This is a genomic window from Pseudodesulfovibrio hydrargyri (assembly GCF_001874525.1).
Classification (GTDB): domain Bacteria; phylum Desulfobacterota; class Desulfovibrionia; order Desulfovibrionales; family Desulfovibrionaceae; genus Pseudodesulfovibrio; species Pseudodesulfovibrio hydrargyri.
Genome location: NZ_LKAQ01000004.1, coordinates 1603848 through 1618566 on the forward strand (window position 1 = coordinate 1603848; position 14719 = coordinate 1618566).

The following is a 14719-nucleotide window of genomic DNA, read 5'->3' on the forward strand; positions in this document are numbered from 1 at the left end:
CCGCGTGTTGTTGGGGAAGGCCGGGGCCTACTCGAAGCAGAACTCGATGGTGAAATCCCCGTCCTTGGTCTTGAAGGGGATGGCCATGATCGGGGCCTTAGCCATGTGCGAGATGGTGTGGTTGTCTCCCATGACCACGGTGGGCGTGGAGCCCTGGAAGACCAGCCCGCGCTCGGCCAGACCGGCGCGCGCCTGGCCGGATATCATGTTCGTCAACTCGCCCACGGCGTCCTTGACGTCCTGCATGATGTCCTCGATCTCGTCGCCGAGCATGTTCTTGACGATGGCCACGGCACATCCCTTGGAGAACGAAAGCGAAACGCTGCCGTTCTTCTCGCCGGTGATGCCGACCATGCCGGATACGTCGCCGGCCGCGACATTGTTTCGCTTCACGTAGGGCTTGCCCACTTCGGGTTTGATAAACGCCATGGTGGATAAGACATCTATGGCGGCTTTGATGAAGGGCTTGGCCAGTTCGACGTCCATGCTCTCTCTCCTTAAAAAATGAGGGTCTCTGTATCTGTTTTCAAGTTCGCTCCAATTATTCGCAATAAAAGGAGAAGACCTGTGTGTATCCGATTGGGGCCCGCACGGCGGCAAATCCCCGCATTGCAAGTACGTACCCGAGGAAGAGTTAAGGGGTCAAGGTGTGTATAATATTAATAATACCTCTCCCGGAATTTTCTTGACCCGGCCCGGCGGCACCATCGGAATCCGCCGGCCCGGACGGTGGCCGATTTTCCCCGCCATACCTCGGCCCGGCGGGCCTTGCCGACCGTCGGCCGCCCTTGACACGGCCAACGTCCATTCATACTTAGAGACAAACACAACAGGAAGCGTGAATCATGAGTTCGTACAAAGTTCACCCGATCGTCATGGGAACCAAGGTCTTCGACAAGGGCATGATGACCTATCAGCACGATTACGGCACCCCGTACACCATCCCCATCTACACCTGGTACATCGAGGGCGGCGACAAGAACATCCTGGTGGACACCGGCGAGATGCAGCCCATCGTTTCCGAGGACCGCGAAAAGGCCATCGGCGGCAGGATATATACCTTCGAGGAAGGGCTGGCCAAGTACGGCCTCAAGCCGGAGGACATAGACATCATCATCCATACCCACCTGCACAACGACCACTGCGAGAACGACTACAAGTGTCCCAACGCGACCATCTACGTGCACGAGAAGGAGATGGAGTCGGTCTACAACCCGCATCCCCTCGACTTCCGCTACCTGGAGGACTACGTGGACGACGCGAAGGAGAACGGCCAGATCGTGACCGTGAACAAGGACACCGAGGTCCTGCCCGGCATCACCATGATCCACACCCCGGCCCACACCCCGGGCGGCATGTCCGTGAAGATCGAGACCGACAAGGGTTCGGTGCTCATCTGCGGCTTCTGCACCATCCTCGAAAATCTGGATCCGCCCAAGGAGGTCCGGGCCATGGAGATGGAGGTCATCCCCCCGGGCACCAACACCGGCCCCTACGAAGCCTACGACATCCTGCTCAAGGCCCGCGACATGGCCGACTACGTCCTGCCGCTGCACGAGCCCAAATGGGCGTCCATGGAGACCATACCCGAATAGCCAGGGCGGGGGCCGCCCTGGCGGAAGCCCCCCGTTTTCCTTGCCATAGCCTCGCATCCGGGCGTACCGTCCCGTCCATGTCACCGGTCATCCTCGCCATCCTGCCCATCTTCGGGCTCATCCTCATCGGCTTCATCCTGTACCGCCTCGACTTCCCGGGCGTGGGGTTCTGGCCGGTGTCCGAGCGGCTGACCTACTACGTGCTCTTCCCGGCCATGCTCGTCAGCGGCCTGTCCGGGCGGCAGTTCGACGCCACGTCCATGGGGCTCTCCCTGACCCTGGTCGGCGCGGTCTGCCTGCTGGGCGCGTTCCTGGTCTTCACCCGGACCACGTTCCGGCTGGACGGCCCGGTCTTTACCTCGGTCTTCCAGGGCGCCATCCGGCCCAACACCTACGTGGGGCTGTCCGCCGCGGCCGGGCTGCTCGGCCCGGACTGGATGACCCTGTCCGCCGTGGCCCTGCTGACCCTCATCCCCCTGGTCAACGTGCTCTGCGTCCTGGTCCTGTCGCGCCACGGCAGGCACGGCGGCGGGCTGGGCCGGGTCGGGCTCCAACTGGTCAAGAACCCGCTTATCCTGGCCTGCGTGGCCGGCATGGCCCTCAGCGTGCTCGATGTTCCCCTGCCCGGCGTGCTCCTCGACCTGCTGACCATCCTCGGCAAGGCCGCCCTGCCGCTCGGCCTGCTCGCCGTGGGCGCGGGATTGCGCTTCCACGGCATCGGCGCGTCCACCCTGCCCGTGGCCCTGGCCTCCCTGGCCCACCTCGTGGCCCTGCCCCTGGCCGCCTACGGCTGCGCCCGCCTGCTCGGCGTGAGCGGCCCGGCCGTGACCACCGCGCTCATCTACACCGCCATCCCGGTCTCGGTCTCCGCCTTTATCCTCGCTCGCCAGATGGGCGGCGACCACGAAGTCATGGCCCTGATCATCACCGCCCAGACCGTCCTCTCCGCCCTGACCATGCCCCTCGTCCTCGCCCTGCTGGGCTAGGAAGATGCCTCCGGCGGCCAGGGGGGAAGGGGGAGAGAGGGCACCCTTTGGAAAAGGGCTTCCCTCTCTCCCCTTCCCCCCTGGACCCCCCAACCCCCTCTCACCCTCCTAAACTTTTTCTATCCGCTTCGCGGGGCGGTCCGCACCGTTTTGATTTTGCTCAGCATTGCTCGAAGTCCCTCGCCGATCTCCCTCTCCTGGAGTGACTCGGGTGCGCAGCACCCGACAGCGGCTCCCTACCGCCAATTCGTCCTCGGAAGCCGCTTGCCTTAAAGATGGAATTGAGTAAGTATGCCGCTGATTTCCTGTTCACGGTTAAAGGAGTGTGTAATGGCTAAAGATTTTAGGGAATATCTTGTCGAGGCCTACCGGACCGAGGAGTTCGGCCGCGTGTTCAAGGAACTGGCCGTGGGGTTCAAGCTGTTTGTCTCGTTCCAGGCCAGCGAGGTGCACAGCTGCACCCCGGAGGAGACCCTGGACGATGTCAGCCAGTACACTCACTGGGAGGTCTCCCTGCGGTCCACCACGCCGCCCATCGACACGCCCGGCATCGGGCCGTGGATGTACCTGCGCGAAAAGGAATGGGCCGAGCCCTTTGACCGTCCCGAGTTTCAGCTGGCCATGCTCGGCGAGTTCATCCCCACCGAACACTGCCAGCAAATTCTCGAGGACTGCATCGCCTTCGCCATGGAAAAGGGTCACATCGAGTCCGAAGCCGAGATCGGCACCGTGGAGCCCGACGAGCTGGTCAAGAAGACAATGGGCTGCGGCGGGTGCGCCGGAAAGAAGAAGCCCGCCGGAAAGCCCGCCGAATAGGCCGCTTGCATTCAGCACGCAAAAGGCCCGCCTGTTGTCAGGCGGGCCTTTTTTCATGGTCGGGGGAGGTCGGCGCGGGCTAGCCGTCCACGGCCAGGACCGCCTCGACCTCGATCCTGAGGCCGTCGGCGAACAGCCCGGCCACCCGGACCAGGGAGCTGGCGGGCAGGTTGTCGCCGTAGACGTCGAACAGGGCCGCGCGAAGCGGGTCCACCCGATCCATCTCCGTGACGAAGGCCGTGACCTTGAGCAGGTTCTCCAGGCCGGTGCCGTGGGCCGAGGCGATCAGTCCGATCCGCCGGAATATCTCGCGGGCCTGTTCCTCGATGGGCCCGTCCTGGGCGTCGCCGCCGTGGGCCGTGAGCCCGGACAGGTACAGGGTATCGCCGTGGCGCACGGCGTGGACGTAAGGGCCCAGCGGAGCGGGCAGTTCCGGGACGTTGGTCCGCTGTATGGTCATTGGTTGCCTCCTTTGGGGCGTGTCCCGCGGGTATTCAGGAACGGTATGATGACGTAGACCATGAGCGGGACGAGAATCCCGCTGACGGCCATGGTCTGCATGATCAGCGGCAGCTCCCGGGCCAGCCCGCGCAGGCAGGCGGTCAGCAGGGTGACCAGGGGCCAGACGCACAGCCAGACCTTGAGCGCGAATAGGGGGCTAGGCACGGTCCGCCTCCAGCTGTTCCATGGCCGCCTGGATGGTCTCGTAGTAGCCGGGCAGGATGGCAGCCAGCTTGGCGCGGGCCTTATCGGTCAGCCGGACCAGCTTGACGCGCCGGTCCTTGTCGTGGACCGCGATGTCGATGTACCCGTCCTCGATCAGCCCCTTGAGGGTGCGGGTCATGACCGGCTTGGACACGTCGAGGTTGGCGGCCAGCTCGGTGACGGTCATCTCGTCCCGATCCGGCTGGCGGTCGATGACCACCAGGATCAGGTAGCGCAGCTGCGACAACCCCTGGCCGGTGAAGTACTCGTCGAGGCGGCGGATGAGCAGGCTGCCTTTCTTCATCAGGTGCAGAGCCTCTTCGATGACCTCGGGCCGCATGCCGGGGAACCGTTTGTGGTAGCGTTCCAGGGTCTCCCTGGTGGGCAGTTCCTTGAGGAAAAACACGGTCAGCCCTCCATGAACGCGGTCAGTTCGGCGGTGTCGGTCTCCGCGCCGAAGTGGTGGACCACGTGTTTGCGCACGTGCTCGTGCTGGGCGCGCTCGAAGGCCGCGCAGGCGTCCTCCACCAGGTAGGCGTTGTAGCCCATGTCGTGGGCCTCGCGCAGGGAGGATTCCACGCAGACGTGGGTGGCGAAGCCCATGAGGAAGAGGGTGTCGATCCTCCGGTTGCGCAAAAACGGGTCCAGGGTGGAATTCTTGAGCACGCTGGCCCCGGACCGGCCGGCGACCACGAATTCGCCGTCCAGCGGGGCGAAGGGCGCGGCCCGCCCGGCCCCCTTGTCCTGCCAGGTCCCGGCCCGGGGGATGGCCTGGCGCAATCCCAGGACGTCGTGGCCGCCGTTGAAGAGCAGGTAGCCGGGGTCCGCGCTCAGGTCGAGGCCCGCGTGGACCACGGTCCAGCCGTTGGCTCTGGCGGATGCGATGATCCGCGCCCCGTTTTCGACCGCCGCCCGGAACGGTTCGCGGTCCTTGATGAGCCGCTGTTGCAGGATGCCGTCGTCGGCCAACCACTCCTGCTGGAATTCGATGAATACGAGCGCCGAGCGCTCCTTGGTTATGTCGCGGAGCATGGTTTCCTCCATGGTTTCATTTGTGCGTGGGAACATGGTTATCATGATAACTAATGAGCCGCGCGCGATTTGTCAAGGGGAGGATGAGCGGGGAAGGGCGGGGCTAGCCGAAGAAGCAGGTCAGCAGGATCACGTAGACCAGGGAGGGGAGCAGGTTGGCCAGGCGGATTTCGGTCAGTTCCAGGAGGTTGATGGCGATACCCACGATGAGCAGGCCGCCGCAGCCGGTGATCTGGGCGATCATCAGGTCCGAGAAGTACTGCTGGAAGAACGACGCGCCCAGGGTGATGGACCCCTGGTACAGCAGGACCGGAATGAACGAAAAAATGACCCCGGTGCCGTAGGTGGCGGCGAAGGCGATGGCCGCGAAACCGTCCAGGATGGATTTGGTGTAGATGATTGTGGCGTCGCCGTGGATGCCTTCCTCCAGCGAGCCGACAATGGCCATGGCCCCGATGCAGAAGAGCAGGGAGGTGGTCACCAGCCCGTCCGTGAAGGTGGCGTTCTTGGAGCGCACCAGCTTCTTGAAGCGGTTGCCCAGCCGGTCCAGCAGGGTGTTCAGCCGCAGCCATTCCCCGGTGATGCCGCCGAGCAGCACCGCGAAGATGACGATCAGGATGTTCTCCACCTTGAGCGCCATCTGCACGCCGATGAGCAGGACGCACAGCCCCAGCCCCTGGAACACGATGGTCCGGATGCGGTCCGGAAAACGGGATTGCAGAAAGCAGCCGATCAGTGAACCGCCGATGATGGCGCAGGCGTTGACAATGGATCCGACGGGCAGCATGAACATATCCTCACTCGTGAACAAACCGGTAACGTACCGGGGAGCTACCACCAACCCGCCCGTGTGACAAGAAATATGCGCCCCCGGCCCCCCCATCCCACCTCACCCCGTCCGAAACTTTTTGTATGCGCATGCGCGCACACGAGGGTAAAGTTAGGCCTTGTTCTTCTACGGGCCTGTATGGCGGACAAGAGAAATTGGCAAAAGAGGCACTGATTTTGTGCTCACTCGCCCCGCGAAGCGGCACCAAAAAGTTTTGAAGGGGAGTCCAGAGGGGAAACTTTTCCAAAAGTTTCCCCTCTGGCCGCCGGAGGCATTCTTAAATAAAAGGACCGGCCGCATCAGCGGCCGGTCCTTTTATTTTATAGATAATGACGTCGTCGCGTTTAGTACTGGATGTAGGCCACGTGGGTCTGCAGGTACTCGTACAGGCCGTGCTTGCCGTCCGCGCCGCCGATGCCGGACTTGCGCCAGCCCGCGTGGAAGCCCTGGATGGCTTCGAAGTGTTCGCGGTTGACGTAGGTCTCGCCGAACCTGAGCTCGTTGATGGCGCGCATCGTCTTGCTCATGTTGGAGGTGAAGATGGACGAGGTCAGGCCGTATTCGCAGTCGTTGGACAGCTCGATGGCCTCGTCGAAATCGTCGACCTTGACCACGGGCAGGGCCGGTCCGAAGATTTCCTTGCGGATGATCTCCATATCCTGGGTGCATCCGGCCAGCAGGGTGGGTTCGTAGAAGTAGCCCGAGGGCTGTCCCTCGGCGCGCTTGCCGCCGACCAGGACCTCGGCGCCTTCGGCCTTGGCCCTGTCGACCATGGCCGCGATCTTGTCGAGTTGGGCCGCGTTGATCTGGGAGGACATGTCGGGCGGGGTCTTGGCAAAGGGATCACCATAGGTCACTTCGCTCATGGCCTTGGTCATGCGCTCCATGAACTCGTCGTAGACCGGGGACTCGACGTAGACGCGCTCGGCGCAGTTGCAGACCTGGCCGGAGAAGATGACCCTTGATGCGACCACGGCCTTGACGGTCAGGTCCATGTCGCAGTCGGCGCAGACGATGACCGGGGCCTTGCCGCCCAGTTCGAGCGAGGTCTTGGTGATGTTCTCGGCCGTGGCGGAGATGATCCGCTGGCCGGTCTCCACGCTGCCGGTCAGGGTGATCAGGCCGACCTCCGGGCTGCGCACCAGGGCATCGCCCAGGGTCGAGCCGCCGCCGGACACGAAGTTGAGCACGCCCTTGGGCAGGCCGATGCCGGCGATGAGCTTGGCGAACTCGAAGGTGGTGTTCGGGGTGTCGCTGCTCGGCTTGAGGATGATGGTGCAGCCGGTCAGGATGGACGGGGCGACCTTGCGGGCCATGACGAAGAACGGGAAGTTCCAGGGGCAGATGCCGACCACCACGCCCACGGGCTGGCGGTACAGGAGGATGTTCTCGGTGGGCCGGTCGCTCTGGATGACCTCGCCCTCGTACTTGTTGGACCACCCGGCGTAATAGTCGAAATAGGCGGCGGTGGCGTCGATCTCCACCTGGGCCAGCGGCATGACCTTGGCCTGCTCCTCGGCCAGGGTCTCGGCGAGCATCACGCGGTTGGCCCGGATGGCCTCGGCCATCTTGGTCAGGTACACGGCGCGCTCGGAGCAGGGCTTGGCGGCCCAGGCCTTCTGGGCGGCGGTGGCGGCTTCCAGCGCCAGGGCCGCGTCCTCGGCATTGCCCTTGGGAGCCATGGACACGACCTTCTCGGTGAACGGGTTGATGACCTCGAACTGTTCCCCGGAAACCGCGTCGCGGAATTCGCCGTTGATGTACTGCTGGTATGATTTCATCAAAAAAAACCTCCTGAATAACAAGTGTGTTAACGCGCCATCCGGTAAGAATACCCTTGCCGCCAGGAAACGGCGCACCGCCTGATGGCACATAGGAATGGTTCATAGATTGACAGAAGTGACGGCCTGAAACAACCCCTCCGGAAGAGAAATATGCCAATTCCAGCATAGTGGACGTTTTCCCGGCAAACAGGGATCCCGACCCCCCGGTGGACGGCAGCCGTCCCGTAGCCGGGACAAGATCATTGACAGAGACCGCGCCCCTGCCCTATGAGATAACCTCTCCCACGCCAGGGTGGCGGAATTGGTAGACGCAGCGGACTCAAAATCCGCCGGTAGCGATACTGTGAGGGTTCGAGTCCCTCCCCTGGTACCAGGAATGAAAACGGGGCGTTAGAGGTTATACCTCTAACGCCCTTTCTTTTTATCAGTGGGTCAAAGCGGCCGTGCGCGGCGGGCTGCCGGGCGCTACTTTTTGGCGGCGGCGAGGCAGGCCGCCCTGAGCCTTTCCTTTATGTACCGGACCATGTCGTCGTCGCCCTCGTAGAGGTCGAAGCATTTGGCGTCCTCGCCCATCAGGCCGCCGGGGACCTCGTCGCCCAGTTCCTGGGGATCGTCCACCAGGTCGTTGTAGAAGCAGACCGACAGCCAGCGGTCGGCGGGGTCGTCGTCGATGACGTCGACCATGGCGAAGAGGCTGCGTTTGCTCTGGTTCTCGTGGGCGGCGCGCAGGGAATAGGTTATGCCGGGCCGGGGCACGAAGTCGAGCTTGATGCCGTCCAGCCCTTCGAGGTGCGCCTTGAGGGCCGTGAAGCAGTCCTTGGTCTGGTTGGGGTCCGCTGTCCAGGTGTCGAGGAAGGTTGCCAGTTTGTCGGCGGTCTGGGTGTCCATTGGCTGAGGTCTCCTTGGGGTGCGATTCTCCGGTTGCGGGGGCATGGCCAGGGGCGTCCCTGGCTGCGCGCGTTCATTCGTCGGGGCAAGACGGGGCCGCCGCCATGCCTATACTTTGGGAATGCCCGGCTATCAAGGGGAAGATGGCGCTGAAGGCGTCCGGCACGGAAACGCGCGGTCTTTATGTGGCCGGAATCCAGAGGGCGAATGTGCGGATTTCCGTACACCTGTGCGAAAGGTTGCATGCCGTCGGACATGCCTGAGGAGAGGGAGCGGGGAGATGATTATCTCGCCCGGTGGGGCCTCTTCCCCGGCTCCAGCGGATGCGGAGCCGGGGAAGGGGCGGTCCGCGGGACCGCTAGAACCGCTCGAAATCGAGGTCGTCCCCGTACGAGGGGAGGGGGAGATTGGCCGGAGTCGCTCGCGGCAGTTCCGGCCGCCCGGTCGCCCGGACCTTGAAAAAGGCCACGGCATCGCCGAGCAGTCCCGCTTCCCTGTTCAGGGTTTGGGAGGTGGCGGCGACCTCCTCGGAGGCGCTGGCGTTCTGCTGCACCACCTGGTCGAGTTGGTGCAGCGCCTGGTTCACCTGGGAGGCCCCCTCGGCCTGTTCCTGGGAAGCCACGGATATCTCCTGGACCAGGTCGGCCGTCCGGGTGATTTCCGGGACAAGCCCCTTCAACATATCGCCCGCGCTCTCGGCGATGGACAGGCTCTTGTTGGAAAGCTCGCTGATGTCGGCTGCGGAATGGCCGCTTTTTTCAGCCAGTTTGCGGACCTCGGCGGCGACCACCGCGAACCCCTTGCCGTGTTCTCCCGCCCTGGCAGCCTCGATGGCCGCGTTCAGGGCCAACAGGTTCGTCTGCCGGGCGATTTCCTCGATGACGCCGATCTTTTCCGCGATCTGGCGCATGGCGACAACGGTCTCGGCGACCGCCTCGCCGCCGGACCGGGCCTGGGTGGCCGCATGGGTGGCCAGCGATGCCGTCTCCTGCGCGTTGCTGGCGTTCTGCTGGATGTTGGCGGTCATCTGCTCCATGGAGGCGGACACTTCCTCGATGGATGCGGCTTGTTCGGTGCTTCCTGAGGAAATGGATTGGGAGGCGGAGGCCAACTCGTTGCTGCCGTTGGAGACGCGGGCGCTGCCGTCCATCACCTGGCCGATCACTTGCGCCACTTTTTGGGACATGCTGTTCAGGGCCAGGAGCGTCTGGCCGATTTCATCGGTCCGGTTGGTCCGGATGTCGTGGGTGTAGTCACCCTCGGAAACCTTGTTCAGGACCCCCACTATCCGCATCAACGGGGCGATGAGCTGCCGATTCATGAAGAGCCCGATGCCCAGCGTGATCAGGATGACGCTGATGACGGTGATGATGCTGATGTCGCGCAGCGTGCCGTAGACCGGTCCCATCACTTCCGATTCCTTGACGAGGGTGACCAGACGCCAGTCGGTGCCCGGGACGTCCCTGAAGTCGGTCATCCATTGCGCGCCGGCCAGGGAAATCGAGTTCGGCTCGGTCATGGCGAGAAACTCCCTGTAGCCCTTGTCCGCAAGGTCGTTGGCGTTCTTGTTGACGTTGGCCGGCATGGCCGGATCGGCCAGGATGATGCCGTCTTTTTGCACGAGCAGCATGTAGCCGGTTTCGCCGAAGCGGTAGGAGTCCAGGGTCTCGGTGATGCTGTCCAGCCTGACCGCGATTCCGATAGCCCCCAAGGTCTGTCCCTGGAAGGTGATCGCCTTGGCCACGGCAAAGGCGGCGTTGCCCAGGGAGGTGATGTACGCCCTGGTCGTGAGGACCTCGTCCGGGTTCTTCATCACGTTTTTATACCAGGACTTTTCCCGGTTGTCGGCGTGGGGAGGCATTTGGATCTCCATGCCCAGGACCATGGACCCGTCTTTGCCCAGAAGCACCCCCGTGCCTTCAGGATTGGTCTTCTTGAACCGGCGCAGTTTTTCCTCCCAGATCTTGCCCACGGCGTCGTCGGGCCCGACGTTGCTTTTGGACGGTTTGTCCTTGTCGTAATAGCTGGTGGTGATCTCGTTGACCTTGGAGGCGTCCGGATCCAGGGCGAAGCGCAGGCAGTTGGCCTTGAGCCCGTCCACGAACTGGACGATGTTGATGGAGGCCTGGGAAAGACTGAGTTTCATGGAGTTGGAAAACGACAGGTGGGAGGCGTCGTTGACCTTGGCGGCCACGAATCCGAAGATCACCAGCCCTGTCAGGAGGAGCGAAGCGGTAATCGCTCCGAGTACTTTTGTTCTGAGATTGAGTTTCACGGGATCCTCTCCCTTGCAGGAGTTCAAACTTGAAGAAATGAGGCAGCCGTCCTGCCGGTCGAAATGAACGAATGCTCATGAGCAAGTTGTGTGCCGCATTTTGCACAAAGGGATTATAATCATTCCGGCCGCGTCCAGGGCGGTTTCCATCAAGCCGCCAATGCGGGTGGGACGGCTCACGGGTGGCGTTGTCCGCGACGGCCTGCCGGTGTTGAACGGAGCACCCGCCTTCCAGCCTGCGCGAAATTGTTCGATGTCCGGAGCCGCCCCCTCTTGACAGGGCATTTCAGGAGGTCTAGGCTTGTACAACATTTAGGAATGGAGTCCAGTATTTTGGAAAAAAATAAGATGTCGACCCTGCAACGGGCCATGGCGATTATGGAGTACCTCTCCGAGAACGGGGCCGCGCCCGCTTCGGAACTCATCGAGCATTCGGGCATCCCCAAGAGCACGGCGTACCTCCTGCTCAAGGAGATGCAGCAGCTCGGGCTGGTCTCGCAGGACGATCGGGGCAACTACCGGCTGTGGGTGCGGCTCATCGCCCTGGGCGAGCGCGCCTCGGGGCAGCTGGACATCCGCGACACGGCCAGGCCGCACCTGGAGGCGCTGATGAACCGCACCGGCCTGCTCTGTCATCTGGGCATCTTCGACGGGGACGCGGCCTACTACATTCTCAAGGTCGAGTCCCAGAGCACCATCAGCGTGCGTTCCTACGTGGGCAAGCGGTTGTCCCTGCACCGTTCCGGCGTGGGCAAGTGCCTGTTGGCCTGGCAGCCCGAGGCCGTGCGCAAGGCGATCATAGCGGGCACGGATTTCAGGCCGGTCACCCCGACCACCATCGTTTCGGCCGAGGCCCTGGAAGAGGAACTGGCCAAGATCCGGCGGGAGGGCTGGGGATTTGACAACGGCGAGGACGTCTCGGCGGTGCGCTGCGTGGCCGCGCCCGTGTTCGACGGGGCCGGCGGCGTGGCCGGGGCCATCTCCGTGGTCGGGACGTCCATGCAGCTGGGCGACGCCATGGTGGCGTCCGTGGCCGAGCGGGTGCAGGCCTGCGCCCGGGACATTTCAAGAGATTTGGGCTGGACGGAATCCTAGGCGCGCGCGGTGCGCGCCGGACGGGCCCCCGGTCCGGACAACCTGTTACAATGGAGGACCAAGATGATTCTTCCGAAGATCAAGGAAATCAGGGCCTACTACTGCGGCGGCGCCACGGCCAAGGCCGCCGGGGGCGGCGGCGATTACCACGACCAGGCCGGAGGGCACTGGATCGACGACCACATCGCCACGCCCATGAGCAAGTACAAGGCGTACGAGCAGTCCCGCCAGTCCTTCGGCATCAACGTGCTGGGCACGCTGATCGTCGAGGTGGAGGCGGACAACGGCGTGACCGGCTTCGCCATCTCCACCGGCGGCGAGATGGGCTGCTTCATGGTCGAGAAACACCTCAACCGGTTCATCGAAGGGCGCTGCGTCAGCGACATCAAGCTGATCCACGACCAGATGGTCAATGCGACCATGTACTACGCCGGTTCCGGCGGCATCGTCATGAACACCATCTCCTGCGTGGACCTGGCCCTGTGGGACCTGTTCGGCAAGGTGCTCGACACGCCGGTCTACAAGCTGCTCGGCGGCGCGGTGCGCGACGAGATCCGGTTCTACGCCACGGGCGCGCGTCCGGACGCGGCCAAGGAGATGGGCTTCATCGGCGGCAAGATGCCGACCCACTGGGGCCCGCACGACGGCGACGAGGGCATCCGCAAGGACGCGGCCATGGTCGCGGAGTACCGCGAGAAGTGCGGCCCGGACTTCTGGCTGATGCTCGACTGCTGGATGAGCCAGGACGTGAACTACGCGGTCAAGCTGGCCCACGCCTGCGCCCCCTACAACCTGAAGTGGATCGAGGAGTGCTTCCCCCCGCAGCAGTACGACAGCTACCGCGAGCTCAAGCGCCAGGCCCCGGCCGGGATGATGGTCACCACCGGCGAGCACCACGGAACCATCCAGTCCTTCGCCACCCTGTCCGAGACCGGCGTGGACATCATGCAGCCGGACGTCGGCTGGTGCGGCGGCCTGACCACCCTGACCGAGATCGCGGCCATCGCCAAGTCCCGCGGCCAGTTGGTCGTGCCCCACGGCTCCTCGGTCTATTCGCACCACGCGGTGATCACCTTCACCAACACGCCGTTCAGCGAGTACCTGATGACCAGCCCGGACTGCCTCGAGGTCAGGCCCCAGTTCCACCCGCTGCTGGTCAACGAGCCGGTGCCCGAGAACGGGCGGATCACCAAGGAAACCCTGGACAAGCCCGGTTTCGGCGTGGAGCTGAACCGCGAGTGCGACCTGGTCCGGCCTCACACGCACTAGAAGCGGTGATGGAGTCTGGAATAAGGATCGTTGCGGGCGGCGGGACGTCCTCCGCAACGAACATGGGCCACCAGGTGGCAGCCCGGCAGCCCACTCTCCCAACGCAAAATGGTATCACGCAATAGGAGAATAAACATGTCAACAAACTTGGAGCAGGTTGTCAATAAAACCCGCCTGCGCCTCATTCCCTTCATGTTGATGCTCTATATCCTGGCCTTCCTCGACCGGGCGAACATCGGCTTCGCCAAGGCGTCCTACCAACTGGACACCGGGTTGGGCGACGGGGCCTTCGCCCTGGGCGCCGGGATATTCTTCGTGGCCTACGCCTTCCTGGGCGTACCCGCCAACCTGCTCATGCGCAAGTTCGGGGCCCGCGCCTGGATCGGCGGCACGACCCTCGTCTGGGGCGTCCTGTCCGCCTCCATGGGCTACGCCGACTCCGAGTGGAAATTCCTGCTCGTGCGCAGCCTGCTCGGCGCGGCCGAGGCGGGCTTCTTCCCGGGCATGATCTACCTGACTTCCCAGTGGTTCCCCCAGCGCAGCCGCGCGGGCATCATGGGGCTGTTCTACATGGGCGCGCCCCTGGCCCTGACCCTGGGCTCGCCCCTGTCCGGCGCGCTGCTCGAGATGCACGGCTTCCTGGGCCATCCGGGCTGGTACTGGATGTTCGTCATCGAGGGGGCACTCGCCCTGATCGCCGGTTTCGCGACCTTCCTGTACCTGGACAACACTCCGGAGGAGGCCCGTTTCCTCGCTCCCGAGGAGCGTCGGCTGCTGGCCGAGACGCTCAAGGCGGAGGAGAGCACCAAGGCGACCTCGAAGATCAGCGACGCCATCAAGCGCTGGCCCGTGTGGCACCTGGCCATCATCTACATGATCATCCAGATCAGCGTGTACGGCCTGGTCTTCTACCTGCCCACCCAGGTGGGTGCGCTCATGGGCACCACGGTCGGCTTCAAGGTCTCGCTCGTGGCCGCCATCCCGTGGGTGGCCGCGCTGTTCGGCACCTACTACATCCCCCGGTACTCGGACCGCACCGGCGAGCGGCGGATCACCGCGGCCATGACCCTGCTCGCGGCCGGTCTCGGACTGGGCGTCTCGGCCTTCGCCTCTCCGGGCGTGGCCATCGTGGCCCTGTGCTTCGCGGCCGCCGGGTTCATCGCCGTGCAGCCCGTCTTCTGGACCATGCCCACCGGCATCCTGTCCGGCGCGGCCCTGGCCGCGGGCATCGGCTTCACCAACATGTTCGGCGCGTTCGGCGGCTTTCTGGCCCCGAACATCAAGGCCCAGGCAGACATCTTCTTCGGCAACCACATGGCCGGTCTGATCACGCTCGCGATCATCACCGTGTGCGGTTCCGCGGCCATCCTGGCCCTGCGCACGAAGAAGGCTCCCCAACCCGTGCCCAGCGAGAGCTGAGCCGCGGGTCCACAACAAACGAGATA

At 63.8% G+C, this 14719-nt stretch carries 15 protein-coding genes and 1 tRNA gene; 7 read left to right on the forward strand and 9 right to left on the reverse strand.

Translation table 11 applies throughout. From position 1 onward, the window contains the following. Positions 1–27: 27 nt before the first annotated feature. Entirely contained in the window at positions 28–486 is a 459-nt protein-coding gene (locus tag BerOc1_RS11825; protein ID WP_071545892.1) for a chemotaxis protein CheX, read from the reverse strand. Positions 487–845: 359 nt separating this feature from the next. Between BerOc1_RS11825 and BerOc1_RS11830 the strand changes: the two genes are divergently transcribed. The 3 genes from BerOc1_RS11830 to BerOc1_RS11840 all read left to right on the forward strand — a co-directional run bounded on the left by BerOc1_RS11830 (position 846) and on the right by BerOc1_RS11840 (position 3397). Beyond that, positions 846–1595 (forward strand): N-acyl homoserine lactonase family protein, encoded by a 750-nt coding sequence (locus BerOc1_RS11830; RefSeq protein ID WP_071545893.1) that lies wholly within the window; start codon positions 846–848, stop codon positions 1593–1595. Positions 1596–1672: 77 nt separating this feature from the next. Continuing rightward, complete coding sequence (locus tag BerOc1_RS11835; RefSeq protein WP_071545894.1) at positions 1673–2581, forward strand: AEC family transporter; 909 nt, start codon at positions 1673–1675, stop codon at positions 2579–2581. A gap of 330 nt (positions 2582–2911) precedes the next feature. After that, a complete protein-coding gene (locus BerOc1_RS11840) occupies positions 2912–3397 on the forward strand; it encodes a hypothetical protein (RefSeq protein ID WP_071545895.1) in 486 nt (161 codons plus the stop codon). Positions 3398–3476: 79 nt separating this feature from the next. On the opposite strand, the gene BerOc1_RS11845 is transcribed toward BerOc1_RS11840, so the two are convergent. From BerOc1_RS11845 to aldA, 6 genes are all read right to left on the reverse strand, one after another. Further along, positions 3477–3857: a RidA family protein gene (locus tag BerOc1_RS11845; protein WP_071545896.1), complete on the reverse strand. Its 381-nt coding sequence runs from the start codon at positions 3855–3857 to the stop codon at positions 3477–3479. Next, on the reverse strand, positions 3854–4063 hold the full coding sequence (locus BerOc1_RS11850) for a putative antibiotic biosynthesis monooxygenase (RefSeq protein WP_071545897.1): 210 nt from the start codon (positions 4061–4063) through the stop codon (positions 3854–3856). The genes BerOc1_RS11845 and BerOc1_RS11850 overlap by 4 nt, the downstream gene beginning before the upstream one ends. Next, positions 4056–4508: a MarR family winged helix-turn-helix transcriptional regulator gene (locus tag BerOc1_RS11855; RefSeq protein WP_071545898.1), complete on the reverse strand. Its 453-nt coding sequence runs from the start codon at positions 4506–4508 to the stop codon at positions 4056–4058. Before BerOc1_RS11855 ends, BerOc1_RS11850 begins: the two co-directional genes overlap by 8 nt. A 2-nt stretch (positions 4509–4510) precedes the next feature. Continuing rightward, entirely contained in the window at positions 4511–5134 is a 624-nt protein-coding gene (locus BerOc1_RS11860; RefSeq protein ID WP_084641691.1) for a cysteine hydrolase family protein, read from the reverse strand. Positions 5135–5237: 103 nt separating this feature from the next. After that, the gene (locus BerOc1_RS11865; protein ID WP_071547098.1) at positions 5238–5921 is read right to left on the reverse strand and encodes a DUF554 domain-containing protein; all 684 of its coding nucleotides are present in this window, start codon (positions 5919–5921) and stop codon (positions 5238–5240) included. 386 nt (positions 5922–6307) lie between these two features. Beyond that, a complete protein-coding gene (gene aldA, locus BerOc1_RS11870; protein ID WP_071545900.1) occupies positions 6308–7744 on the reverse strand; it encodes an aldehyde dehydrogenase in 1437 nt (478 codons plus the stop codon). A gap of 289 nt (positions 7745–8033) precedes the next feature. Here aldA and BerOc1_RS11875 point away from each other — a divergent pair. Next, positions 8034–8120 (forward strand) — tRNA-Leu (locus BerOc1_RS11875). A 92-nt stretch (positions 8121–8212) separates the two neighbouring features. Here the strand turns inward: BerOc1_RS11875 and BerOc1_RS11880 are convergent. Beyond that, complete coding sequence (locus BerOc1_RS11880; protein WP_071545901.1) at positions 8213–8635, reverse strand: hypothetical protein; 423 nt, start codon at positions 8633–8635, stop codon at positions 8213–8215. A 358-nt stretch (positions 8636–8993) separates the two neighbouring features. After that, positions 8994–10910 (reverse strand): methyl-accepting chemotaxis protein, encoded by a 1917-nt coding sequence (locus BerOc1_RS19295; protein ID WP_242652968.1) that lies wholly within the window; start codon positions 10908–10910, stop codon positions 8994–8996. A gap of 348 nt (positions 10911–11258) precedes the next feature. On the opposite strand from BerOc1_RS19295, the gene BerOc1_RS11890 reads away from it, so the two are divergent. The 3 genes from BerOc1_RS11890 (at position 11259) to BerOc1_RS11900 (ending at position 14693) form a co-directional block, all read left to right on the forward strand. Next, on the forward strand, positions 11259–12005 hold the full coding sequence (locus BerOc1_RS11890) for an IclR family transcriptional regulator (protein WP_207503308.1): 747 nt from the start codon (positions 11259–11261) through the stop codon (positions 12003–12005). A gap of 63 nt (positions 12006–12068) precedes the next feature. Beyond that, entirely contained in the window at positions 12069–13274 is a 1206-nt protein-coding gene (rhmD, locus tag BerOc1_RS11895) for an L-rhamnonate dehydratase (RefSeq protein WP_071545903.1), read from the forward strand. A gap of 135 nt (positions 13275–13409) precedes the next feature. Continuing rightward, a complete protein-coding gene (locus BerOc1_RS11900) occupies positions 13410–14693 on the forward strand; it encodes an MFS transporter (protein ID WP_071545904.1) in 1284 nt (427 codons plus the stop codon). The last annotated feature ends 26 nt before the right edge of the window (positions 14694–14719 follow it).

Coding starts and splice junctions, on each gene's coding strand:
- BerOc1_RS11825 (WP_071545892.1), bottom strand. CDS start 486: ATGGACGTCGAACTGGCCAAGCCCTTCATCAAAGCCGCCATAGATGTC.
- BerOc1_RS11830 (WP_071545893.1), top strand. CDS start 846: ATGAGTTCGTACAAAGTTCACCCGATCGTCATGGGAACCAAGGTCTTC.
- BerOc1_RS11835 (WP_071545894.1), top strand. CDS start 1,673: ATGTCACCGGTCATCCTCGCCATCCTGCCCATCTTCGGGCTCATCCTC.
- BerOc1_RS11840 (WP_071545895.1), top strand. CDS start 2,912: ATGGCTAAAGATTTTAGGGAATATCTTGTCGAGGCCTACCGGACCGAG.
- BerOc1_RS11845 (WP_071545896.1), bottom strand. CDS start 3,857: ATGACCATACAGCGGACCAACGTCCCGGAACTGCCCGCTCCGCTGGGC.
- BerOc1_RS11860 (WP_084641691.1), bottom strand. CDS start 5,134: ATGCTCCGCGACATAACCAAGGAGCGCTCGGCGCTCGTATTCATCGAA.
- BerOc1_RS11865 (WP_071547098.1), bottom strand. CDS start 5,921: ATGCTGCCCGTCGGATCCATTGTCAACGCCTGCGCCATCATCGGCGGT.
- aldA (WP_071545900.1), bottom strand. CDS start 7,744: ATGAAATCATACCAGCAGTACATCAACGGCGAATTCCGCGACGCGGTT.
- BerOc1_RS11880 (WP_071545901.1), bottom strand. CDS start 8,635: ATGGACACCCAGACCGCCGACAAACTGGCAACCTTCCTCGACACCTGG.
- BerOc1_RS11890 (WP_207503308.1), top strand. CDS start 11,259: ATGTCGACCCTGCAACGGGCCATGGCGATTATGGAGTACCTCTCCGAG.
- rhmD (WP_071545903.1), top strand. CDS start 12,069: ATGATTCTTCCGAAGATCAAGGAAATCAGGGCCTACTACTGCGGCGGC.
- BerOc1_RS11900 (WP_071545904.1), top strand. CDS start 13,410: ATGTCAACAAACTTGGAGCAGGTTGTCAATAAAACCCGCCTGCGCCTC.